This window comes from Dictyobacter alpinus (assembly GCF_003967575.1).
Lineage (GTDB): Bacteria > Chloroflexota > Ktedonobacteria > Ktedonobacterales > Ktedonobacteraceae > Dictyobacter > Dictyobacter alpinus.
This window is the reverse complement of record NZ_BIFT01000001.1, coordinates 3883191-3908131: the sequence shown is the minus strand read 5'-3', so window position 1 is coordinate 3908131 and position 24941 is coordinate 3883191. Positions and strand designations below refer to the sequence as shown.

At 52.1% G+C, this 24941-nt stretch carries 21 protein-coding genes; 13 read left to right on the top strand and 8 right to left on the bottom strand.

Annotated features, from left to right (window positions below):
- Nucleotides 1-145: 145 nt before the first annotated feature.
- The 3 genes from waaF to EL633_RS15410 are packed head-to-tail and all read left to right on the top strand — an operon-like array spanning nt 146 to nt 3507.
- Complete coding sequence (gene waaF, locus EL633_RS15420) at nt 146-1504, top strand: lipopolysaccharide heptosyltransferase II (protein ID WP_126628030.1); 1359 nt, start codon at nt 146-148, stop codon at nt 1502-1504.
- Nucleotides 1485-2330, top strand: coding sequence for a GNAT family N-acetyltransferase (locus EL633_RS15415; protein ID WP_126628029.1), 846 nt, complete (start codon nt 1485-1487; stop codon nt 2328-2330). The genes waaF and EL633_RS15415 overlap by 20 nt, the downstream gene beginning before the upstream one ends.
- Before the next feature lie 7 nt (nt 2331-2337).
- Nucleotides 2338-3507, top strand: a complete 1170-nt coding sequence (locus EL633_RS15410; protein WP_126628028.1) for a glycosyltransferase family 9 protein — start codon at nt 2338-2340, stop codon at nt 3505-3507.
- Nucleotides 3508-3513: 6 nt separating this feature from the next.
- On the opposite strand, the gene EL633_RS15405 is transcribed toward EL633_RS15410, so the two are convergent.
- The 3 genes from EL633_RS15405 to EL633_RS15395 all read right to left on the bottom strand — a co-directional run bounded on the left by EL633_RS15405 (nt 3514) and on the right by EL633_RS15395 (nt 7490).
- Complete coding sequence (locus EL633_RS15405; protein WP_246039144.1) at nt 3514-5658, bottom strand: APC family permease; 2145 nt, start codon at nt 5656-5658, stop codon at nt 3514-3516.
- Nucleotides 5659-5859: 201 nt separating this feature from the next.
- Nucleotides 5860-7128, bottom strand: a complete 1269-nt coding sequence (locus tag EL633_RS15400) for a radical SAM family protein (protein ID WP_126628027.1) — start codon at nt 7126-7128, stop codon at nt 5860-5862.
- A gap of 56 nt (nt 7129-7184) precedes the next feature.
- Nucleotides 7185-7490, bottom strand: coding sequence for a hypothetical protein (locus tag EL633_RS15395; RefSeq protein ID WP_126628026.1), 306 nt, complete (start codon nt 7488-7490; stop codon nt 7185-7187).
- Between the two features lie 185 nt (nt 7491-7675).
- Between EL633_RS15395 and EL633_RS15390 the strand changes: the two genes are divergently transcribed.
- Complete coding sequence (locus EL633_RS15390; RefSeq protein ID WP_218027500.1) at nt 7676-8440, top strand: nucleoside phosphorylase; 765 nt, start codon at nt 7676-7678, stop codon at nt 8438-8440.
- Between the two features lie 6 nt (nt 8441-8446).
- On the opposite strand, the gene aroA is transcribed toward EL633_RS15390, so the two are convergent.
- Both aroA and EL633_RS15380 read right to left on the bottom strand, forming a co-directional pair.
- A complete protein-coding gene (gene aroA / locus EL633_RS15385) occupies nt 8447-9796 on the bottom strand; it encodes a 3-phosphoshikimate 1-carboxyvinyltransferase (RefSeq protein WP_126628025.1) in 1350 nt (449 codons plus the stop codon).
- A 10-nt stretch (nt 9797-9806) separates the two neighbouring features.
- Complete coding sequence (locus EL633_RS15380) at nt 9807-10022, bottom strand: hypothetical protein (protein ID WP_126628024.1); 216 nt, start codon at nt 10020-10022, stop codon at nt 9807-9809.
- Between the two features lie 284 nt (nt 10023-10306).
- Here EL633_RS15380 and EL633_RS15375 point away from each other — a divergent pair, with 284 nt between their 5' ends.
- Complete coding sequence (locus EL633_RS15375; RefSeq protein WP_161982169.1) at nt 10307-11485, top strand: FAD-dependent oxidoreductase; 1179 nt, start codon at nt 10307-10309, stop codon at nt 11483-11485.
- Nucleotides 11486-11532: 47 nt separating this feature from the next.
- Here the strand turns inward: EL633_RS15375 and EL633_RS15370 are convergent, their stop codons facing one another.
- A complete protein-coding gene (locus EL633_RS15370) occupies nt 11533-11925 on the bottom strand; it encodes a hypothetical protein (protein WP_126628022.1) in 393 nt (130 codons plus the stop codon).
- Between the two features lie 134 nt (nt 11926-12059).
- Nucleotides 12060-12911 (bottom strand): C40 family peptidase, encoded by an 852-nt coding sequence (locus EL633_RS15365; RefSeq protein WP_126628021.1) that lies wholly within the window; start codon nt 12909-12911, stop codon nt 12060-12062.
- A gap of 291 nt (nt 12912-13202) precedes the next feature.
- On the opposite strand from EL633_RS15365, the gene EL633_RS15360 reads away from it, so the two are divergent.
- The 3 genes from EL633_RS15360 (at nt 13203) to EL633_RS15350 (ending at nt 14322) form a co-directional block, all read left to right on the top strand.
- Nucleotides 13203-13427, top strand: a complete 225-nt coding sequence (locus EL633_RS15360) for a hypothetical protein (protein ID WP_126628020.1) — start codon at nt 13203-13205, stop codon at nt 13425-13427.
- 222 nt (nt 13428-13649) lie between these two features.
- Nucleotides 13650-13877: a hypothetical protein gene (locus EL633_RS15355; protein ID WP_126628019.1), complete on the top strand. Its 228-nt coding sequence runs from the start codon at nt 13650-13652 to the stop codon at nt 13875-13877.
- A gap of 250 nt (nt 13878-14127) precedes the next feature.
- Nucleotides 14128-14322: a hypothetical protein gene (locus EL633_RS15350; RefSeq protein ID WP_126628018.1), complete on the top strand. Its 195-nt coding sequence runs from the start codon at nt 14128-14130 to the stop codon at nt 14320-14322.
- A 55-nt stretch (nt 14323-14377) separates the two neighbouring features.
- Here the strand turns inward: EL633_RS15350 and EL633_RS15345 are convergent, their stop codons facing one another.
- Nucleotides 14378-15514, bottom strand: coding sequence for a zinc-binding dehydrogenase (locus EL633_RS15345; RefSeq protein WP_126628017.1), 1137 nt, complete (start codon nt 15512-15514; stop codon nt 14378-14380).
- A 307-nt stretch (nt 15515-15821) separates the two neighbouring features.
- Between EL633_RS15345 and EL633_RS15340 the strand changes: the two genes are divergently transcribed.
- The 5 genes from EL633_RS15340 (at nt 15822) to EL633_RS15320 (ending at nt 24775) form a co-directional block, all read left to right on the top strand.
- Nucleotides 15822-16988 (top strand): acyl-CoA dehydrogenase family protein, encoded by a 1167-nt coding sequence (locus EL633_RS15340; RefSeq protein ID WP_126628016.1) that lies wholly within the window; start codon nt 15822-15824, stop codon nt 16986-16988.
- Nucleotides 16988-19114, top strand: a complete 2127-nt coding sequence (locus tag EL633_RS15335; RefSeq protein ID WP_126628015.1) for an acetate--CoA ligase family protein — start codon at nt 16988-16990, stop codon at nt 19112-19114. Before EL633_RS15340 ends, EL633_RS15335 begins: the two co-directional genes overlap by 1 nt.
- 84 nt (nt 19115-19198) lie before the next feature.
- Nucleotides 19199-19957, top strand: a complete 759-nt coding sequence (locus tag EL633_RS15330; protein ID WP_126628014.1) for a beta-ketoacyl-ACP reductase — start codon at nt 19199-19201, stop codon at nt 19955-19957.
- A gap of 24 nt (nt 19958-19981) precedes the next feature.
- Entirely contained in the window at nt 19982-20434 is a 453-nt protein-coding gene (locus EL633_RS15325) for an FAS1-like dehydratase domain-containing protein (protein WP_126628013.1), read from the top strand.
- An 828-nt stretch (nt 20435-21262) separates the two neighbouring features.
- Nucleotides 21263-24775, top strand: coding sequence for an RHS repeat domain-containing protein (locus EL633_RS15320; protein WP_126628012.1), 3513 nt, complete (start codon nt 21263-21265; stop codon nt 24773-24775).
- Nucleotides 24776-24941: the final 166 nt, after the last annotated feature.

The window sequence follows — 24941 nt, the reverse complement described above, 5'->3', positions numbered from 1 at the left end:
GAAGCCATGCTTCTTCATGGTTTCCTCCCCCCTTACCACTACAGCCGAACCATCCCACATAAATCCCGTTTGATTGCAACTTCAATTCTTGCCTCCTATAATGACAGAAAGAGCCCTCTTTGGCTGATATAGGATTAAAAAAAATATGGCACAAGCATTACAGAATAGAGATGAATATGGCTATCCAATCCGGCCCGATTCCCGTAAAAAATTGCGCAATACTGCGGTACGTGGGAGCAAACGGCTACTCCTGGCGGCTATCTATATTTTCATGAGCCTGGCTGGCTTCATCATTCAGGCACAGGTACGTGGCAAAAGTAGGCCAGCACTCCATCCTCAGAGCTTCCAACCTCGACGTATCCTCGTCATCCGGCTGGACTTGATCGGGGATCTGGTGCTGTCTCTTCCTGTGGTGCGCCTCTTAAAGCGTACCTATCCTGATGCTGAGATCGATTTACTAGCCTTGCCATCCAGCGCCCGGGTCATCACGAGCGATCCTGATATTCAAACGATCTTCACCTATGATCCCAATATCTGGCGACGCCCCAAAGGTCTGCTCAATCCCAAGAATTGGCGCGAGGCCCGTCAGTTACGCCAACGCCTGCAGGAACGGGACTATGATCTGGCTATCAGCGTCTTTGGTCCCTGGGCCGCCATACTCTCTGTACTGAGTGGTGCGCGGCGCAGGGTTGGCTTTGGCAAAGAGGGATATCCGGGTCTGCTCACGGACTCAGTGGCGGGTCAGCACTGGGATCCACGTGATCATATCCATGAGGTCGACTACTGCCTGCGGCTGGCACAGGCGGCGGGTGCCACCATCCAGCCTGAAGATCGCATACCCACGCTAGCCGTCAGTGATACGGCCCGGCAAGCGGTCGAGACCCTGCTGCAACAGGAAGGGATCCCGGTTGGAAAAACACTGATCGCCTGCCATGTCAGTTCCAATAATGGTCAGGCCAAACGCTGGCCTATCCCGTATTGGGCCAGGCTGATTGATCGACTCATCCAGAGCGGTCTGGCCATGGTCGTATTTACCGGTGCACCTGACGACCAGGAGTTGATCGCTGCGATCATGGCACGTATGCAAGAACAGGCCAGCAACCTGGCTGGCAAGACCAGTCTGGCCCAGCTGGCCGCCCTCCTGCAACGCGCAGACATCGTCATCACCGGCGATAGTGGCCCTATGCATATCGCCTGCGCCGTCGGCACCAGGGTCATTGCCATTCATGGTCCTACTGATCCCGCGCTCAGCGGTCCGGTCAGTCCACAGGCTACGGTCCTGCGTGATGACATCTGGTGCAGTCCCTGCTATAAAGCCAAAGGAGCACCCGCCGACTGTCGCTTCTTCACCACACAATGTATGAAAAATATCACACCTCAGCACGTTTTCAATACTGTGGAGACTGTATTAGGGCAAAACGGCCAGTTACAACAACAAGACAGCATTGCCCTGGAACAAACACCTCCAGTGGAGGAATTGCACGATGAACACCATCTTTCATAGTCTTTCAGAGCCAGGCGTACTGGCTGCCGTTGAGGGCAATTTTGCTGAGGAAATGGCCTGCTTTGGTCGTAGTTTACCAGGCGCGATACTGCATCAGGATGCTGAGTTAACCTGGTTTCTCACTGGACCAGCAGGACCTAACGGTATCTTACTCACCCGGTTTGTACAGGATGATCAGCTCTATATCGATAGTCGGATTGAGGAGACGCTGGCGCAGTTCAAAAAACATCAGGTAGAGGAGATTGGCTGGCGCATCGGCCCTACCGCAACACCGCCGGATCTGGCGAATTATCTGGAAAATCAGGGATTTTTCCATAAGGCAACCATGAACTGCATGGTGCTCGACGTCCATCAGGCTAGCTTTCCTACTGCGATGCCTGCCGGTCTAAATATACAGGAAGTGCTGACGGTTGAGGATCTACAGGCTAAATGTGAGATCGAAAAAATAGGGTTTGGGGCAAGCGAAAGTATGGCACAGCATTATTTCCAGACCTATCTCAATAGCGGCTTTGGCTCATCCGCCGGCTGGCATCACTATATCGCCCGGCAAGATGATAAACCCGTTGCGGTTGCCGCCGTACTTCTACATCAAGGTGTAGCCGGCATCTATGGCGTAAGTACCTTGCCCGAGGCACGCCAGCAAGGTATCTGCACCGCCTTAATGGGACATGTACTACAGGAAGTCGGGCGACTGGGGTATAGTATTGTCAGTCTGTCACCAACAGAAATGAGCGACGGCATCTATCGCCGTTTAGGCTTTCAGGATTATTGTCATCTGCATCATTACAGAATAGCCTCTCACAAAGAGGGCAACGAAGAAATATAAAGCAATTATGCATAAAACACAGATAACCTTGCCCGCCAATGCACGTATCCTGGTGGTAAAGATGGCGGGAATTGGCGACCTTTTACTGGCGACTCCGGCTTTACGTGCCTTGCGTGAGACATATCCGCAGGCACGCATTGATCTGCTGGTCACACCAGACTCGGCAGGACTCTTAAATGGCTGGGAAGTGGTGAATCAGACGATCGTACTCGATAAATATCTTTTTGATCAGCCCAAACAATTATTGCATAATCCACAAGCCTTACTCAAGTTACAAGAGCTCTGGCAGACCCTGCGCTCCGGTCACTATGATGCGGTCCTGCTCCTCCACCATCTTACACTCCCCTTTGGACGCTTGAAACATCAGCTATTGATGCGGGCCACAGGAGCTAAATGGCGCATCGGGCTGGATAATGGACATGGCTGGTTTCTAAATGTGCGCGTCAAGGATCGTGGCTTTGGGGCGATGCATGAAGCCGAGTATGCCATGGCTGTTGCCGAGGCCGCGGGTGCCCATGTCCGGGATAAAAAACTGGTCCTGCCACTCAGCGCTGAAGAGCGCCAGCAGGCTCATGCTCTCGTGTATGGAGAACAGGAAGCCACAGCTATAACTCGTCCTTTGATCGCTATGCACCCTGGTAGCGGGAGCTATAGTACCGCTCGTCGCTGGGCTCCGGAACGCTTTGCCCAGCTGGCCGATAGGTTATATGCTGATGTTGGTGGGCAATTACTTCTCATGGGCGGTCCAGAGGAAAAAGAGCTCCATCAGCAGATCATTGGCCTGATGCAATCCAGTATGCCCGTCCGTAGTCTGGCCGGTCGCGGCAGTATCAAAACGGCGGCGGCGGTCCTTGAACTGGTAGATCTTTTTGTAGGCAATGATGCTGGCGTCATGCATCTGGCGGCCGCGGTCGGCGCGCCCACGGTGGCCATCTTCAGCCTCTCCAACCATAAAGCCTGGGGGCCCTATACCGGTGATCCCAACAATAAACGCGCCACCGTCGTACGCCTGGATCTGCCGTGTATGCCCTGTTTCTATAGCGGCCACCTGCTCGGGACACCCGAGGGCTGTTCCACGCGCGATTGCATCGTGCAGCTCGGCGTCGATCCTGTTGCCAGCGCCGCCCGGCGTATGCTCAAGAATACCTATAGCTCCGAGCCATACGCCCACTTATAATCATGCTCAGGTGCGTTCGTGATGGGCAGATCCGGATGGCATATGGGTTTGCAGATGCTGGGGCAGGTTAAGCACAGCAATTCCTGGCCGAAAAAGCAGAGCCGTCTTCAGGCGTAGCGCGGTCTGATTATGCAGCGGGTATTCCCACCAGTGCGAAACCACGAATTCTGGCAAGATGACCGTCAGGATCTCCTCGGGATGGCGCTGGTGCATGACATCAATATAGGCGAGGAGTGGACGCACCAGGGAACGGAACGGGGAGGCAATGATCAGCAGATGGATCCCTTCGCCTTCAGGGATCTGTTTCTGCCAGCGCTCCCAGTCGGCCCGCATCTGGTTGGTGTGCTCTTCATCTATATCCACATGCACAGCCGTCACATGGTTCGCGATTGAGCGAGCATAAGCCAGACTCTGAATGGTCGCGCGGTCCAGGCGATCAATCGGTACCACGATACGGTGATGAATGTCCTGAGGATGCAGTGGCAGATCAAAGGTGCGTTCCTGTTCCACCAGGTGATAATGGCGTGAAATACTCTGGAAGAGCCAGACCATCAGGGGAATCAGGATCACGACGATCCAGGCGCCTTCCAGAAATTTCATCGTAGCCACCACCAGGGCGACCAGGGCGGTGGTCAGGGCACCAGTTCCGTTGATGATCATGCTGCGCAGCCAGCTTTTCTGTGAGGCACGCAGTCTCCACCAGTGCACAACCATGCCAGATTGTGACAGGGTAAAGGCAATAAAGACGCCCACGGCGAACAGGTTGATCAGTGAGTTGGTGTCGCCTTTGAAGCCAATAAGCAGGAGTGCGGAGAGCAGGGCCAACGCGATAATACCAGAGCTAAAGGCCAGGCGATCACCCCGAAACGAGAACATCGAGGGTAGGAATTTATCACGCGCCAGGAGCGAAGCCAGGCGCGGAAAGTCAGCGTAACTGGTCTCAGCAGAGAGTGTCAGAATGCCCAGCACCGATAACTGAAAGAGAGGAAACAAAAAGACCAGTGGACCAGTGAAGACGTCGCTGGCGATTTTGGCGATGACGGTCGGGTTGCCCGATGGCTCGGCCTGCACCGCATAGGTCATGGCTAGCAAGGTAATACCCAGGAACAGCGTACCAAGAATACAGGCCATCCAGGTTAGTGTAATCGTGGCATTGCGCGTCTCCGGCTTGCGGAAGATCGGGATGCCATTAGAGATGGCTTCAACTCCTGTCATGGCTGAACAACCGGTGGCAAATGAGCGCAGCAGTACAAAGATGGTGAGTGGCTCAATTGCCTGGACAGTTGGCACGAAATGTCCAATGAGTGGCTGATGATGAAACACATACGCTTTTGTCAGGCCCACCCCGATCAACAAGAGGGCGCTGACAATAAAAAAATAAGTTGGGAGGGCAAAGATGGTACCAGATTCCCGAATGCCGCGTAAATTGAGGACCGTCATCACCAGGACCAGGACCAGATCCATCAGAATGACATACGGTTGCAGCGAAGGGAAAAGCGAGACAACATTATGCACACCGGCCGCGACACAGACCGCAACGTTCAAGACATAATCAATCATCAGCGCGGCCGCCGCCACCAGTCCTGGGATGGTGCCGAGGTTTTCGCGCGCGACAATATAGGAGCCACCTCCATTGGGATAAGCTGGGATGGTCTGGCGATAGGAGAGCGTGACGACAACTAACAGGGCCAGGATAACCAGGCTGATCGGGAGTGTCCAGGCCAGGGCCGCCGAGCCAGCGGCCACCAGATTGATCAGGATAGCTTCAGTAGCGAACGCAACTGAGGAAATGGCATCCGAAGAGAGGACCGCCAGAGCCTTAAATTTAGTCAGGCGCTCCTGATCAGAGCGCGCCGTAGCGATCGGCACACCGATCAACGCCCGTTTCAGCCAGTATGTGGCCTGCTGCATACGCCCCTCTGGAATCTCGGCCGACTCGGTGGCTTCCAGCGTACCTTCTCGTAAACGATGAAATGGGGGTCTGGCTGGCAAAACCATCCGTACCCGACTATCACCCAACCTGCTGCCCTGACGTTCCTCCATTGGACCAAACAAGATAACATCAAAGTCATCTGTCGCCGCTGATCCGTCCTGCCGAGCTTTGCCTGGCTGCTGCTCAGGCTTATCTCCAGATGCGTGGCGTGGATTCATCCGTCACTTCCTCCTGAACGCTTATACCCTCTGTCAAAAGGCTAACCAGTGACCTATTATATCTCATTATAGATGGCAGGAAGCTCAAGAAATCCTAAAAATAAATGTATCATGTACACATACAGGTAGCGTCTGGGGAAATGGTGCGCAGGAGCCAGCCAGGCGGGTTTTGCGCTCGTCTGGCTGGCCATGGTGTTCAGGTTACACCTGTGCAGAACTGGACTGGCGCTGGATCGGGCGGGTGAAGTTACCGATCTCGACATCTGGCAGTTCTTGTTTGAGGATCTGGATCAGTTTGCGCATGCCTACTGCTTTACCCATCGTCTCAAAGTCTGGCATGCGGGGCAGGAAGACTTCGGGATCAATGTTGAGGTTGCGCAACTGAATGAGACGCAGGCCAGTATCACGGGCCAGGGAGAGTAAGGCTTCTACTTCGCGCTCACGATCGATCAAGCCAGGAAAGCTTAACAGGTTGATTGAACTATACACACCCTCCGCATTGGCTCGGCGCAGGGATTCTTTGACATCATCAAAGGTATAGCCAAGTGGCCGGTAATAAGCGTTATAGGTTTCAGGATGGCCAGAGATCGTGCTAACGCGAAGCGTGTCCAGGCCAGCATCATAGAGATGCTGGAGCCAGCGCGGATTACTACCGTTGGTATTGATGTTGATCACGCCCCGATCAGTCTGTTGACGCAGGGCTTTGATGGCTTTCCCGATACGTGGCCATTGCAACAGCGGCTCACCCTCACACCCCTGACCAAAGCTGACGATCGCATCTTCGGCGCTCTCCAGGTGTCCTTTGGCGACTTCGACGATTTCATCAACACTGGGAATAAAATCCAGTCGGTCCTGTGGCGAGATCAGGTCTTCTTCTTCCTGCTTGGAAATACAGCCAACGCAGCGAGCATTACAGCCAGGAGAGACGGCGATCGCCATTTCCCAGCGCTCAAAGAACAGATTGCTTGCCGTAGGACATGAATAGTCCAGCGCGCAGTGGGCATGCTGACCAATGATGCGGTTCTCTGGATATTTTTCCTGCTTCTCATGGACCAGGCGCTCAAGCTTCTGGCGATTGAAAGAGCGTGGATGCCATTTCCTGACCTCGTCAGTTTTGACGGCCGCGACATATAACTTACCGTCCATGCCGGCTACAGCGCTATAGCCAAAGAAGGGCAACGGCTCCGTATCAGGAACTTTTTCGTAGGCTGGCAAGAGCGTGCGTGTATACCCAATTGGCAGCAAGGCTGCGACCGCCCAGCCACGCGACTGCGGAAGCACCTGCCGCACGCCAGAACGCTTCTGTCCAACGGCCAGACGATCTGGCATCATGGAAAGGGTCACGCCATCAGGCAATGGAATCAGATCGCTCTCCCGGAGGGGACGATCCCCAAAGGAGAGCGCCTGTAAACGGTGCTCTTCAACAATTTCTCCCTCTGGAGTGACATATAATAGATATGGAGTCGCCATGTTAGTCCTTATTGGTGTGATAGCTAAAGCACATAGATACTTCTGCAGAGCAAAACTCAATGCATGGGAGGAGGGGTCGCTGGTATGCTTGGATTAGTCGGCCGATCCTCAACCGTATCATCTTCAAAAAAGCGAGGATACCCGCCAGTAATCGCGGTCGCTGGATTCTGTAATGCGATCCGCTGCTCTAATTCGTGTGTATCTTCATAAACAAAACTTAAAATGATGTGTTGGCCGCGAACGCTCTGGCTCATCTGTCGAATACGTGGCCTCTCCCCCTCCATCCAGGCATTGACAATAGCTTCTAACGCGGCCATACTACCACCACAGAGAGCGCTATCAAAGCCTTTATACCTATACACAAGCGTATTCCTTTCGGCTGAATCTAAAAACAGCACATTGACCACGCAGACAAGAATATCTTCCTTTATGACCGAAGAGTATTGTATCATTCTATTGCAAAATTTGCCATAGTTGCTAACCCTAGCTGCGTCAATAGCGCACGACACCGGTATGCCAACGCAAGCACTTCATGAAGGGATTTCAAATGAAGCAAGAGTATCCTATTCTTGAGTTTGATCGTACACCAGAAGCTATGTTGGAGCCATCACGCTTAATCAGGCCCATGGATATTTCGCCCCATGCGGTAGTCTGCTTTTTTCAGGATGTGATCACGACATTAATCCACAAACATCAGGCCCGTGTCATTCACAACTTGAGCAGTGAGATCGGGGCTCATCCAATCTATGAAGTCGAGATCGAACAACGCAAATTAACCGTCTTTCATCCTGGTATTGGCGCGCCGCTCTCGGCAGCCTTGCTGGAAGAAGTGATCGCTCTGGGTTGCAACAAATTTATTGCCTGCGGCGGTGCCGGTGTACTCGATAGTAGCCTGGCGGTCGGTCATGTGGTCGTTCCAACCGCCGCCATACGGGACGAAGGCGTATCCTATCACTATCTTCCACCGGGCCGCGAGGTGCTGGCCCATCCTGAGGGTGTGCAGGCCATTGAAGCGGTACTCCAAAAACACCACTGCGCGTATGTACTGGGAAAAACCTGGACCACCGATGCTATCTATCGGGAAACGCCACAAAAGGTCCAGCTACGACGCCAGGAGGGCTGTATTACGGTTGAGATGGAGGCGGCGGCCTTTTTTGCGGTCTCCCAGTTCCGTAATGTACAGTTTGCCCAATTGCTATATGGTGGTGATGATGTTGGCAGTGAGCAGTGGGATGGACGGGACTGGACAAGGCAGACTTCGGTACGGGAAAAACTGTTCTGGCTGGCGGCCGAAGCCTGTCTTGCCTTGTAGACTTGCTTATTGCTGTGGTGCAACTGGATGGATGTCCGCTCCACAGCGTTGCAGTTCCTCAAAAAAGTGCGGATAACTTTTGGCGATGTGCTCGGCACCGGTGAGAATCAGCCCACTACGGCTGCGTAGTCCCACGATTGCCAGCGCCATCAGCACACGATGATCGTTATGACCATCTACCGTCACGCCGCCTTCCACACCCTGGGGTTGTCCCTGGATAATGATCGCATCTTCTTGTGGCTCTACTGAGCAGCCGGCTTTACGTAATTCAGTACAGAGGTCATTGATGCGATCAGATTCCTTATAATGCAGACTCTCAATATTCGAGATCACGCTCTCCCCTTCGGCGAAACAGGCCGCGGCAACCAGCACAGGAATACAGTCGATGACGGGATCGCCATCCAGGCTAAAGCCTTGTAAGCGCCGTCCCCCGCGCAACGTCACTTGCTCACCATCTACCCGCAGGTCGGCTCCCATAGCGCGAAAAGCCTGCAGCAAAGCCTCTCCCACCTCATCACCTGGACGCAATCTGGATAATCGCAAGGTACTGGAGGGATCATTCGACACGGCATAGGCAGCCAGTAAAGCGGCCGCGGCAGGATAATCACCGGGAATGGTATACTCGCGAGGCTGATACTGCTGTCCCGGAGCGATGCGGAAGGAGAGCAAGTTCTCCGCATAGTCCACCTGAATACCCGCTTCCTGCAATACTTCCAGGGTTGCACGTACCAATGGTTGGGACTTCAAACCATCGACCACGGTAATCTCCAGTCCATCCGGCAGCAGTGGGGCCAGGAAAAGGAGTGAGCTCAGATATTGGGAGCTTCGTGCTCCAGAAATAGTGACCTTGCCACCATGAATAGCGCCACCATGCAGCGTGATGGGTAAAAAGCCCTCGCTACCGGTGCTTTCACACATAACACCCAGCTGTGTTAAGGCCTCTAGCAGCTCACGATTGGGACGTTTACCCAGAGATTGGGGATGATCGGTGACAAAGGTTACATCCGGCAGCATGGCCCCGAGTCCAAGGAGAAGACGCAGGACAGCACCGGCGTTCCCAACATTGATCGTCACAGGACCAGTCGCGTGTGGCCGGCCAATGCCACGAATGAGCAAGACATGCTGCTGCTCATCTTCCCATCGTAGCTCTGCGCCCAGAGCGCGACAACCACGAAAGAGGGCATCACTATCATCACTCAGCGCCGGCAAAATAATACGACTCTCACCAGGAGCCAGCACCGCAGCCAGGATATAGCGCAATGTATAGTATTTCGAGGATGGTACCTCAGGCTGGGCCGGCAAGAGACTTGATGGAGCCACAAAGATCGGGTCTTGTAATATATCAGGCTTATGCATAGGTCTACAGCTACCACTTTCTTGCTAAAATTGATAAGTGATTACACTGGCGCGTCATACTAGTAGTTAACGGTATAAAAAATTCCAGCGCGACGTGTCTATCAATTGTATATGACCACACAACTTCCGTCGAGAGAAACCAGACCATCCAATCGAGTGAACGCAACCAGCAACGTTCACGATTGCTTTTAATAGCGGTGCCATTGAATGCTATTACTTGTGACACAACGCGCTCCATACACACTAGCAGCATACTTTTTACGACAATGTGGCGTCCATTTTTTCGCTTGTATAACATTGTAGTCGAGTACCGTTGACTTTTATATACATGAGTTTACACAAAGCCATCCACAAATATATTACACTTTAATTACATTTATAGCTCAATGATAGTATTTGTAAGTACACTAATATTCCTAAAAATACTCGTTTAATTTATTGAAATTTAGTGTAGATTTTGTTATAATCGTATCCTTCAATACAAGTAAATAGACAGGAGGCAGTTTTATCGTGCATCAGCAACGTACTATCGTCGTAGGCGCTGGTATTATCGGTCTTTCCACAGCCTATAGCCTTCTCCAGCAGGGCTTCCATCAGGTGACGGTGCTGGAACAGGCAACTGTTGATCATAACCAGGCATCCTCACATGGTATGTCGCGTCTACTCCGCCTGGAATATGGGAATGACGCCTTCTATTCAGAGATGGTACGATTAAGCCTGAAGCGTTGGAAACAGTTGGAGCAGAGAACACACCAACAACTGTATACGCCCACGGGGGTCCTCTCCTTGGGCTTCGATCAGGAAGAAAATTTTACCAAACAAAGTTATTACACTATCAGAGAGCTAGGACATTCACCAGAACGCCTGACACAACACGATTGCGCCCAACGCTTCCCTCAGTTCAATACTCAAGGGTTTGATTTTTTAACGTATAATCTGGAAGCGGGTATGCTCCACGCTTCAACCTGCTTACAGACTTTGCGTGCATGCATTCAGGATATGGGCGGGACCATTCTGGAACATCATCAAGTTACCGCCATCGAACATGCCGATTCTCAGCGTCCCATCCGCTTGAAGCTCGCCAATGGACATAAAATGGAGGCGGATCAGGTTGTAGTAGCGACTGGTCCCTGGGTTCATCGCTTACTTGGAGAAGAACTGGCATTACCAGTACGACTGACACGTCAATATCTCTTGTATTTTGCGAATCTGCCAATTCAACAATTCAGTCGTTATGTATTTCCAGCTTTTATGGCCGATGACCTGTATGGTTTTCCCATCCATACCCAAAACCAGAACGAACCAGCCCTGCTCAAAGCGGCCTCACACATCTTTGGCGCACCAGCGGAGCCAGGAGAAGTACCACCGGTAGATGAACGCGTCATCCGTCAGGTTGTCAGACGCCTCTACAATTTGATTCCAGCCTTGCGCGACGCAGAACTTGCCAGGGTGGAATCCTACATTTATGATGTCAGCCAGGACGAAGATTTTATTCTCGACTATCTACCTGGTGATGCTCGCATCGTGTTGGGAACAGGTTTCACCGGCCATGCCTTCAAATTCGGCATCTTATTAGGGGAAATGCTAAGTTCACTGCTTACCCGCAACGAATCCGTCGTGCCACTGGCACGCTTCCAGCTTTCACGTTTCGCGCACCAGTGGCAGACGCCTACCCATTCAGTGGCATGAGCCTGTCACAACGATTCGATTGTGTTAACGCGATAAGTACATTGTTATCACAGATAATTTTGAAAATAAATACTGAGGATAACAAGTGTATTGATACACGTGAGCAATAATCCAATCAGTGAGAGTACAATAGCCCAGGCAGAGGTTGTTTTAAGCGGCGTTGCCTGACGACCATACAGTCCCAACAGAAGACCGGTAATAGAGACAGGAAAACCACAAATGGGGAAAAATGCAGCCAGGATACTCACACATCCGAGTGTAAAGCTGGTGAGCACAAAATGCCTTTGGTCCTCTGTTGGGATTGCTTGCCAGGCAGCGGGGGCATCGATCTTGCGCACAATCTTGCGCAGAACCTCAGTCGGATAGACCCGCTGGGAAAGAATGCGTTCTCGTAGAGATGAAGTTTCGGGCCGCTGGCCTACAAATGATGGTAGACGCACAAAAGCCTCCCCTTGCATACAGCTTGATGTCCTATCATTACCAATAATACCACAATGCAGGGGTTTCTCTACGAAAAAACGCCATTCTGGTAACAAAACAGCTAGAGCAACACAGCGCGAGAGGAGGCTCAAAACTAGCGCACGCGTTTGATACCCCAGACAATGGAGTCCAGGCGTGCATGATAGTCAGCGTGCTGAGGATCAAAACTCGTGATGACGACACGATTAAAATCTTGTCCTTCAGCATGGATAAACTCACAGGAACTGATGGCCATGCCCACATGGGTAATGCTTTTACTGCCAAAGAAGATCAGGTCACCGGGTTGCATATCCTGACGCTCAACAGATTGTGGTAAGAAATCATATTGCTGGTCGGCGTCGCGCGGAATAGTATTGCCGCCCATACGATAGCATAACTGGACGAAACCGCTACAATCAATCCCACGCCAGCTGGTACCACCCCAGAGATAAGGAATGTCCAGAAAAGCTTTGGCATACTCAATAACCGTCGAAAGGTCCTTGCGGGGATAGAGCTCGCTATTGCTACGGATATCCACGGCTTCACGCGCAATCCAGCCCTCTTGTTCACCGGGCAAAGCAATGCGTAAACGCTGAGGATGCGCGAGATCGATATAGGGCAATATGGTCGAAAGATAGATATCAAACAGCTTTTCGTCACCCTGGGCATGCGCGTAGACTGGCGTATGGGTCTCAGTCACCACCACCGAATACGGGAGCGCCACGCCACAGGTTCCTTCATCGCCCTCACAGACACCACGCACAATCGGAAAATCTAATTCGCTTGTGCGAATCCAGCCACTATAATCGGTAAGCTGCACATGGGTCCATTCGCCGGACGCCTCACCCGCGATCGCGGGCATATTCATCAACGCCTGTGTGACTAATTCCGCCTCCGGATCAGGATCGTGCCGGATATCGGCTACGCTAGTCGCAATAATAAAATTCTGTGTCAGTATATCTTCCAAGATTGATACCCCGTCTCCATAAATAAAAATGTTCCCTGGCTATTTTTACCTTCTTCTATTATAACCCAACATTTTGATAAAAACTTCCACCGCTAAAAACTGGCTTTACCTTCGTGATCTTCACTTGAATAAAGTGATACAAGCGCAAGGTAGCAGGGGAGAAAACCTCTCGTTAACTAAGCGCAAAAATCTTCTCACCACTCCTTTTTTGAGCGCGCTCATGTATTATCTATACACAGTGGGCGTGTTCTTTTTGATATACTACCCCTTAGAAGGAGAAACATCTATATTATGACAGATTTACCACATGCACAAAAATGGCTTAGTAGCAATAAAGACAATCCAGCCATCCAGTTTTTGATTGAATGGATTACTCAGACTTTACAGCGGCCACTAGACTCAGTCGAAAATATTGAGATTGTTCCGAATAATCCAGATACACCAACTTCAGTGGATTTCGTGGTGAGCTTCACTGACGGTGCAACTGAGACTCAGACAGTTGAGGTGCAGGACTAGCAGTACTGGCCTCTACTTTTGCGATAGCCAAAACTTTTCTCTGTTCCGATATTTAAAAAGACAGCCTTGATGCATCATCCAGGCGGTCTTTTTTCGTAGAACCCCGTACTATTGTTGCTATTCTTGTTTCTTCTGTAAAAACTGTTATAAGATACTAGAGACGATAAAAATAATAATGCTCTGTCGCATGCTAGCCTACAAAGATTGTTGCGAGGTCAGGAAATGTTCAAAAGAAAAGTAAAAGCCGATCTGGGTAAGTTTGTTAAAGCGAAAACAAAAGAAGGTGAAATAAAGGGTGTACTGGTTCCGTTCCGTGGGAAACAGATGGTGGAAAATCGTTCGGGGATCTATGATATCCGTGAGGTCACAGATGTAACCCCGACGCAGACGCTGGGGAAAGAGACACGCCTCTTCTTGCAGGCGGTGCGCCGCCGCCATGATTTATCCTGAACACTACCCTGCAGCATCCTCGAAAAGTCATGGGAGTGTTTAGCCGGATGATCGCCGGCCGTACGTCTCGGCCGGCTTTGAAAATCATCAGACACCGCATTTCAATCCTCCTAACGTTTAAAATACGCTGGAACTTTATGGCCAGTTTGTATACATATATGCATGCTTATGCTACAATCAGGCAATAGACGCTTTACATGAAAGCACATTATCACGATGACAGGGGATGATTGAAGGGTTGAAGAAGTTTATGCCAAGAAAGAAAAAAGGTGCCAGAGTCCAGGCGCAACTACGTCCTTTTGCCAGAAAAGGGCGGCAGTCCTGGCTCAACGAACAAAGCGGTACACTGGCCGATATTGCCGAGCAGCTCCATATTCCATTATATTCAGCACTACCCCCCACAGGTGAGCCCATCACGGAGAATACGCCCCCCACTGAACAGTAAACACTCTGCTTGCAACTTGAACAAGGTGCTATATTCAGTATGATAGTAATAAATACTATACGAAATGGAGGAGTTGACGAATCACCTGCCCTTGCGCAAGGCGATCAAAGCCTGTGTTGATTTCCGCCAACGTAATAGCTGGACTCAGCAATTCATCCAGGGGCAATTTTCCTGCCATGTAGAGATGGGTCAAACGGTGAATATCCCGGCGCGGTATGGCGGATCCCATAAAAGACCCCTGGATAACTTTCTCTTGCAGGACCAGGGCGGCCGCGTGGGTGGAGAGAAATTTGTCTGTCGGGGGGATACCTATGGCGATGGTTTTACCACCGGGACGTGTGGCTTTGAAGGCCTGGGCCAGCACATTGGTGTTGCCAACTACGTCAAAGGCATACTCGACCCCACCATTGGTGAGCTCACGAATCCTGGCGACTGGATCCCCTTCGCCTGCCGCTATCGTATGATCGGCCCCTAGCCGTCTGGCCAGCTCGAACTTGGAAGGTAACATATCGATGGCGATGATCGGTGAGGCTCCGACTAACTTTGCTCCCATAATGGTACTTAAACCTACACCACCCAGCCCGAAGATAGCTACCGGCTCGCCGGGCGCAACTCTGGCCGTATTCATCACAGCGCCTACGCCAGTAATCAAGGCACAACCAAAGAGGGCAGCTTTATCCAACGGAAGTTTGCGATCAACCACGATCAGCGATTCCTGCGCCACCACCGTAAAGTGCGCGAAGGCCGAGGTGCCGGTAAAATAGGCAATCTCACGGCCAGTGAGGGTATGGAAACGCCGCCCACCACTGATCAGGGTGCCATGCGCGTTTGCACGATTACCATGCTTACAGAGTACAGGACGGCCAATCGCGCAGTACTGACAATGTCCACACATGGGCACAAATGAAAAGACCACATGATCATCAACCTGCATATCTTTGACCCCTGGACCTACTTCCTTGATAATCCCACTGGCCTCATGTCCAAGGATGATTGGATCGGGTAATTGCGCATACATCGAACCATTGATAGCAGAGAGATCGGAGTGGCAGAGTCCGGCACTGACAACTTCTACCAATACTTCTCCTGGACCGGGCGCATCCAGTTCGACTTCTTCAATCACCAGGGGCTTTGATTCAGCATAGGGGGATGGTCGGCCTGGTTCGTATAAGACCGCGGCTTCAACACGCATACTTATTCCTCCTTGAAAGACTATTGGACGGGCACCACACTGTTACACCCGCTGTCGAGAAGGGGTTGAGCGAGAAAACATATCGTTGTTATCTATTCAGTGTATTTTCTGAACTGGCGAAAGTCAAGCTAACTAGCAAGCAAGGCGTGTTCTATTGAATATTCAAATAAAATATGCTACGCTTGTGCACAAGGCGATTCTGACGTTCCCAATAGTGATAAACGCGTTGTACCCTGTGCCATGGTGGTCGCTAGTACAACGAGAAGGCGGCGTCTCAGTCCAGTCCATAGTGCAAAGGAGCCAGAACATGGATTTCAGCCTGACGTACGAACAAAAAATGGTCCAACAGACCGTTCGCGACTTTGTCAAAAAAGAACTGCTGCCTCTGGAAGGTGATGTCTTGCGCAATGAGCGCGAAGGACGACCCGGGATTGAGGCAGGCAAGATTCGTGAGCTCCAGGCCAGGGCCAAAGAGATGGGCTTCTGGGGCATTAATACGCCAGAAGAATATGGCGGAGCCAATCTTGGTCCCTTAATGACGGCGGTCATCAGTATGGAACTGGCCCGAACATTTGTGCCTTTTGCCTTTGGCGGCACGGCCGATAATATCCTCTACTACTGCAATGAAGAACAGAAACAGCGCTACCTGATCCCCACTATTAATGGCGAACGACGCTCCTGCTTTGCGTTAACCGAGCCGGGCGCGGGCTCCGATGCTGCCAATATCCAGATGCGTGCCATCAAGGACGGCGATCACTGGGTCCTGAATGGCGAGAAGGTCTTTATCACCAATGGCAATGAGGCGGACTTTGCCATGGTCTTTGCGGTGACCGATGTTGAGAAAGGCGCCCATGGGGGCGTGACCTGTTTCCTGGTGGATCGTGAGATGGGCTGGCATTCCACCTATATCCACACGATGGGCGAGTGGGGACCGGCCTCGCTATATTTTGAGAATGTGCGTGTCCCGGAGCAAAATATTTTGGGCCAGCTACATGGTGGCTTTAATCTGGGCATGCAATGGATTGGCGCTGGACGCTGGGCTATCGCCTGTCGAGCGGTGGGAGTCGCCGAGCGGGCACTACAGATGGCAATCGATTATGCACAGACACGTGTTACCTTTGGCCAACCCATCTCCGAGCGACAGGCCATCCAATGGATGATCGCCGATTCACATGTCGAGATTGAAGCAACCCGCTGGCTGGCCCTATACGCGGCGTGGCTGGCTGAACAGAAGCAGGATAACCGCCATGCGTCATCGATCGCCAAACTGAATGGCTCAAATATGGTCAATAATGTCGTGGATCGGGTCTTGCAGATTCATGGTGGCATGGGTTATACCAAGGAGCTGCCAGTTGAGCGTTGGTATCGTGAGGTACGCCTGTGGAGAATCTTCGAGGGTACCGATGAGATCCAACGCTTTATTATCTCACGGAACCTGCTACGTGGACATGTCAAACTTGGGGAGTCACTTTGATGGCTGCGCTCGCAGGCGAACAACTTCAGCGCTTGTTCCGCCCCCATAGTATTGCACTCATCGGAGCTACTGATAACTCACGCTGGTCGATCTATACCTTTGACAATCTCAACACCTTTGGCTTTCCTGGCCCAATCTATCTGGTCAATCCAAATCGTGAGCTGATCCATGGGCAGCGAGCCTACAAAAGCCTGCGCGAACTCCCAGAGGTGGTTGATCTGGCCTTTGTGATGGTCTCGACCCGCCATGTCCTCGCGATTGTCCAGGAAGCGGCCACCTTAGGGACCACCCATTTTGTCTTGCTCACCTCTGGCTTTAGCGAGGTTGGTCCGGAGGGTGCCAGGTTAGAGCAGGAGCTACTGAGCTTCGCCCAGGCGCATAAGCTGACGATCCTGGGTCCAAACGGCAACGGCTTCATCAATGTCACCGATCAGATCACGCCCTATGGACTGCCGATCGCGCCACCACTCAAGGCTGGTCCGGTGGGTATAGTCTTACAGAGTGGAGCGCTCGCCAGCGCGGTACTGGCCTTTGCGCAGGGGCACGCCATCGGGCTGAGCTTGCTGGTGGCTCTGGGCAATGAAAGTATGATCTCGGTCACCGATGTGGTGGATTATCTGCTTGACGATGAGGCCACGCGCTCTATTGCGCTCTTTCTGGAGTGCATACGCCATCCCGCTGAATTGCGCCGTGTGGCGGACAAGGCCCGACGGCTGGGCAAAGCGATTGTGGTCCTGAAGATTGGCAGGAGTGAAGCCAGTTCACGGAGCGCTCTGGCCCATACGGGTGCGCTGGTCGGAGACAACGAGATCAATGAGGCTGCGTTTCGTCAGCTAGGGATCATGCGCGTCTCCTCACTGGAAGATCTCTTGACCACAGCAGGTCTGGCCGGCTATAGCCCACCGCTAGCCGGACGACGCATGGCCGTCGTCACGCCATCCGGGGGTGCCTGCGATATCATCTCAGATCTGGCGCAAGAGGTTGGCCTTGAGCTTCCTGATTTTGCCCCACAAACCGTGGCGCGCCTGAAGGCTATCTTGCCACCATTCTCTACCAGCCACAATCCATTAGATGTGACGGGCTATGTGGTCGTAGATCCAACCCTCCAGCAGCGTGCCCTTGAGGTCGTGGCGACTGATCCCAATAGCGATTTTGTCTTATATCTGGCTACCGTCGAAGGTAGCCGAGAACCTACAGCGGAAACGCTGGCAGTTTTACTCCCACAATATGAGACGCTCAAGGCTATTATTGCGGCGGCCCCACGTCCTGTACTGGTGACCACCAATACCTGTCTGAATCTGCCAACCGGCATCCACATTGTCATCGAGCGTACCGGTCAACATTTCATGGCCGGCCTGGAACACGGCGTACGCGCCCTGGGCAAGTTCGCCTGGTGGTCTGAACAGCTTGATAAAATCGCCATGCCATTATCAGCAGAGCCACGACCGCTCCATGTAGAACAACCCGTCAAAGGCTCTTGTTCAGAAGTACAGGCGCGCCTGATCTTACAACAGGCGGGCATTCCGCTCGTACCGGGCCAGCTGGCCCACTCAGCGGATGAAGCGGTGCGGGCCGCACACGAGTTTGGCTTACCGGTGGCACTCAAAGTACAATCTGCTGCGCTTCCGCATAAAAGCGATGTGGGTGGTGTCAGCCTGAATGTCGCCAGCGAGCAGGAGATACGGCAGGAGTTCGCTGCGATTATGCGGCGTGTACAGGAGTACCAGCCGGACGCCGCGATCGAGGGTATTCTGGTCAGTCCGATGCGTCCGGCGGGCATCGAGCTTCTGGTGAGTATCGTGCAGGATCACCTCTGGGGACCAATCCTCACACTCGGCCTGGGTGGCCTCTGGACCGAAGTATTCAATGATACCGTGGTGCAGCTATTGCCCGTGGCTCGAGAACACATTCCAGATTTGCTGAGTACATTACGCAGCGCGGTACTACTAAGGGGAGCACGCGGACAGCCGGGGGTCGATATGCAGGCTCTGAGTGAGGTGATTTACAGGATTAGCAATCTGGCTCTTGCTCTGGGACCACAATTACGGGTGCTGGAGATTAATCCGCTGCTCATCACTGCAACACGTATTGAGGTACTTGATGTGTTGCTCACCTGGCAGGAGTAAAGATTAGGAGAGACAAGGATCAAGCGACCAATCGCAAATCGTATGTTATAGAGTCGTATTTTACAGGCTTAGGAGGATTATGTTATGGGAAAATTAGATGGCCGTGTGGCCTTTGTTACTGGTGCTGGCCGCGGTATTGGGGCCGCCACCGCACTGCGTCTGGCTGAAGATGGAGCACGCGTCGTGCTGGCAGATATTAATACCGATGATTGTGCACAGGTGATTACAGAAATAGAGCAGGCAGGTTCACAGGCGTTCGCCATCTCCTGTAATGTCACCGAGAAAGCACAGGTTGAGTCCGCCATCCAACAAGCGGTCGAGCGCTTCGGGCAGTTAGATATCCTGGTGAATAACGCTGGCGTGACACGGGATAACTTGCTATTCAAAATGAGCGATGATGATTGGGAGACCGTGATCAATGTACATCTGCGGGGAGCATTCCTATGCAGTCGCGCCGCCCAGGTCCAGATGGTCAAGCAAAAATATGGACGCATCATCTCGCTCTCTTCCACGTCTGCTCTCGGTAATCGTGGCCAGAGCAACTATTCTACCGCCAAAGCCGGACTGCAAGGACTGACACGTACCCTGGCTATTGAGTTAGGACCGTTCGGCATTACCGCCAACGCGGTTGCCCCTGGCTTTATCGACACCGAGATGACCCGCGCGACCGCGCGCCGCATGGGCTTTGATCCCGAGGAGCGTATCGAAGCCGCATCCAAAACCATTCCGGTCCGGCGCGTAGGTCAGCCACGTGACGTCGCCAACGTCATCAACTTCCTGGCCTCCGAAGAATCCAGCTATGTCAGTGGCCAGATTATTTATGTCGCCGGCGGCCCACGTTAGGCCCTCAAACAGGAGCATGCCTCGATGTTCGACACAAGTAAGATCGGCTACAAATTCGCGCCCTTCACCTATGAGGTACAGCGCAACAAGATTCAAGAGTTAACCAGCGCCATCGGAGATCCTAATCCGATCTACCAGAGTCGTGAGGATGCGCAGGCGGCTGGCTTTCCGGACGTTCCTATTTCGCCCACCACGCCCACCATGTTCAGCTTCTGGGGCAATCGCAGCAGAGGAAGCAGCATGGCAGAGCTTGGCATCAACGTTGCCCGCATCCTGCACGGTGAAGAAGAATACGAGTACCTGGCCCCCATCTATCCCAATGATATTCTCACCGGTACCACCACACTGATAGATGGCAAGACCCGCCCTGGCAGCGGCGGCTATAGTATGGATATTCTGACCCTAGAGACACGCTACCTGAATCAGCACCAGCAACCGGTGCTCAACACCAGAACCATTATTGTGGTCCGCGAATAGCACATACCCATCATGACGCGGCGGGGGCATGCATCGTAGCTGTGACCCTCAACGGTCACTTGCCACCCGCCGCAGCGTGGTGGCCCGCTATCATCTTCGTTCGGCTCCCCCCATCGTCATCACCTCGCCCAGAGAGAGATCCCCCTCGATACACTCGGGGGGGTTCCTTTTGGGCACCGCGTGGGGGAACGGGTCTGACAGAAGGATCCGGATCACGGGGATACCGGGCCACCACGCTGCGGCGGATGGCAAACGGCCGCTGAGGGCCGTAACTACGGGGACCTGATCTTTATGAGGGGAAGGAATCGCTGGGGGGATGGGATGGGTACACTCCTGATGATTGCGCTCACAAAACAAGGAATGCCACCCAGAGAAGAGAAAAATTGTGTAAGCTCATCCTTTATTTATGGATGAGCTTACACTAAAATAAAGAAAAAGTAGAAAAAATTCAAAAATTGCTTGAAAAACCTCTTGTTTTTTTGTCGCACCTTCGGGTATACTTGCTTCTGGTAGCTATGCACGAAAAGTCATGTTATCTTTATTTGGTTAGATAGATCACTATGTATTCCTTTTTAGTAGGAGGGAACATTTTTCTTATAAGAGTGCTATGAATCGTTCAGTGCTATTTATTCTCGCGCTGATTCATACATCTCTTCATCTAGCAAGGATGCTTTTTGCCGTGCTTGAGTGTATAGACGCAAGCATGTCTTTCTGCTACCCATATATCTCTCCAGACAGATGCTCTTTTTTTGTGCGTATTTTCAAAGAGGATCCTTTCCTCTGCCCTATCTCTTTGTGTTCTTTTTTTGTAGAAATGGATTTCACTGAATGGATCGTTTTTCTTCATCGATGGATTCGTATGAAACCTCCCCTTCTATGAATGTAGTACCCACCAGACAAGTGACGCGTTCATCCTGGACCTCTCTCTGGCGTCTCCTGCTGGTCATCAGCCTGACAACTGGAGCTATTTTAACCACAGTTATGGGCGCGACCCCTTCAGCCTATGCGGCGACGGCAGTCACAGCAGCCCCAGGCACAGATCTACCACCAACCTTTAGCGGGGTACGCACACCTCGTCGCAATGTGCCGGTCCCGACCAAGGTTCATGACACCAGTTCACACGTCTCACCATTTAAGCCAGCCCAGACTAAGACAGTCCAGGGCAAGACAGTACAGGCCAAAGCAGCGGTGATCGTCAATGACACCACCCCACTCAATGGCCTGGGTGATTCCTCCCTCTATACCTTTGTTGACAAACCGTTGTCCGATCGGTTGGACCTCAAGGTCAACGTTGCCAACGGCAACCTGGTCCTGCACACAGTCGAGTTACAGGTAACCGGGACCGGACTCAACAATACGGTTGGTGGCTACTATAACAGCCAGAACAACTGGTGGTTGGCCGATCATGGGACCAACTGGGGCTTCACCACCGGTCGCGGTGCCAGCCTGTACCTGGATGATGTGCCCAGCGGCGGCGGTATCAAATTAACCCTGCCCACGGGACTCAAAGCCTACTTTGCTCCTGATGGTAATGGCGGCTACAAAGATGCCCCCAGTCTCAAAGCCACCCTCGTCCATCCAGATTCCGCCACCTATGAACTGCGCTTTCATCAAAGCGGTGAGCGCTGGATCTTCAATCAGTGGGGGACCCGCTACGAGGTGCTGGACAAAAATAATAATCTGATCGATTATAATTATCTGGATAATGGAGATTGGACGGGCACAACCGATACTCAGGGGCGTACGCTGAGTACCACACTGGATGGGAACCATCTGGTCAAAACGGTCACCGATAATACCCTGGTTGGTGGCAAGACACGTACCATCACGTATGGTTATGATGCGCAGCTCAACCTGACCAGCATTACCGATGCCAACAACAAGCAGACCATCTTCACCTATGATCCCGATGGAGATTCCGAACTGCTGAGTATCAAGGATCCCCAGGGGCGTACCACCACCATCACCTATGGCGCCACCGGTCAGGTCAGTAGTATCACCGATGCGTATAACAAGCAGACCATCTTCACGTATAACAGTGGCAATACCGTCGTCAAGGATGTCAACGGGCACTCCACCACCTATACGTATCAGACAAATCTGCAGGTGACCAAAACCACCAATGCCCTGGGCAAGAGTACCACAAGCAGCTTTGATGCCAACTCCTATAATGTCACGAAGTATGCGGACGCTCTCACCACGCAGACACCAACCAATTATCAATATGCCACCAACGGGCAAGTCTCCCAGATCACGGATCCCACGGGAGCGAGCACCAAGTTCACGTATTCTCCGTTGTCTGGTGGACAACAACAGAATGTACCATATCAGCCCACCACCGCGACCGATGCCCAGAATAATGTGACCACCAATGGCTACGACAACTATGGAAATCTGACCTCGAGTAGCGACACTACTGGTGGCAAAACCAATGGCAGCAAGCTGCAATATTCCTATAACGCGGATGGCACACCATCTGGCAGCAAGGATGCCAACGGCAATACCACGCTCTATGGCTATGATGGCAAGGGCAATCTGAGTACAGTGACGCCGCCGGCACCAATGGGTCAGACCACCCTGACGTATGATGCGTTGAGCCGGGTGAGCACCGAAACGGACGGCGTGGGCAATAAGACCAGCTTCACCTACGACGTCTTTGATCGCATCCTCACCATCACCTATGGCACCGGCACCGCCAATGCCGCCACCGTCACCTACACGTATGACAATGACGGCAATAACCTGACCGAAAAAGATGGCACCGGCACCACCACCTTTACCTATGATAACCTCAACCGTCAAACTAACAAACTGCTGCCAGGTAGCACCAACATTGTCAGTACCTTTGATAATATTGGCAACCTGACCAGTTTGAATGACGGAACAGGATTGACCAAATATGGTTACAATGAAATCAACCTGATGACCACCCTGACCGATCCAGGCAATGCCATCACGACCTATGGGTATGACGATGCCAATCGCAAGATCCGCATCCAATATCCCAATGGCACGGGTATGCTCATGGGCTATGATGCGGCAGGTCGCCAGGTGAGCAACGTAGGGGGCAAGACCACCGGCAGTGGCAGCACGCTCGCTATCCCCACTCCCTACACGGGCTATACCTACAACTATGGCTCTTCTACAGCCTCCAAAGAGGTCTTGCAAAGCGCGGTCAAGCATAGTGCCAATAATTACAGCCAATACGGCACCTGGACCTACCAGTACGATAACCTCAATCGTTTGAGCGATGTCAAAAATCCAACGCAACATTGGGCCTTGGACTACGATGCGAACGGGAACTTGCTCAAAAAGGCCTATAGTGGTGCGTCAACCAATACCGCCATCTACAGTACGTATAATGCGGCCAATGAGCCCACGACCGCGACCAGCACCGGTACCTACGCTGGTCAACCCACCGCAGGTAGCACCAGCTATACGTATGACGGAAATGGCAATCTGAAGAGTATTACCTATGGCAGTTCTGGTCGTGGAGCACTCTCGTTTGCTCAGACTCATAGTTATAATGTTGCCAATCAGGATGTCAGTGGCAACGGAACAGCAACAGGCTCGACCCAAACCTATAGTTTCGGGTATACTGGAACTGATCAGACACAACGTGTCAACAATAACGGCACCAGTACCATCTACACCGGCCTGGGCCTGAGTAGCGAGAAAGTTGGAGGCAACACCACCGAATACGTCCGCTGCAGCTGTGGTCTGCTTAATAGTGAGCGCACCTCTGCGGGTAAGGTCTACTACTATCTCTTCGATGGCCTCGGCTCCATCGTGGGCATGACCGACAGTGCTGGCAACATGGCCGCCAGCTACGACTACGATCCTTTCGGAGGCATTGCTGGAAGCATCATCCAAACCGGCGTCAACAACCCATGGCAATATGCTGGCGGCTACGCTGACAGCACCACGGGGCTGATCAAATTCGGCATTCGGTACTACGACCCGATCTTCGGTCGCTGGACCCAGCGCACCCCCGTTGGCGGCACCCTGCAGGAGACGCTTAAAGCCAATCCGTATACCTACGCCGACAACGATCCTGTTAATGAAACCGATCCAAGTGGCAAAGATGGAATTTTAGGGTCGTTCTTTGGTGGTATTAATCGTTTCACCTCATGCGTCATGGGAGGCTATGATGATGTGGCTAATTTTCTCGGGACTTTAGGTATTGTTCTAGGTTTTGCTGGAATGGTAGCTGCATATGCAGGAGCAACAGCATTTGCGGAATTTCTAATTCCGATCGCAATAGCGGTTGGTGCTGCATTTCTTACGTATTGTGCTCTTCATACAGTTGATCCTGGGCACCCGAAGAATTTAGGTTTCTAATGCTCTCCATCTTCAATATGGTACATCATTACATAATGGGTACCATATTGAAGATCCCCCCATCCGTTTTAAATAAGTAAAACTTGTTTATTAAGCTTGACCAAGATTATAGTAACGCTAAGTCAAATTGATGAGTCAATTGATCTTGGTTCTATTGTATCCTTAG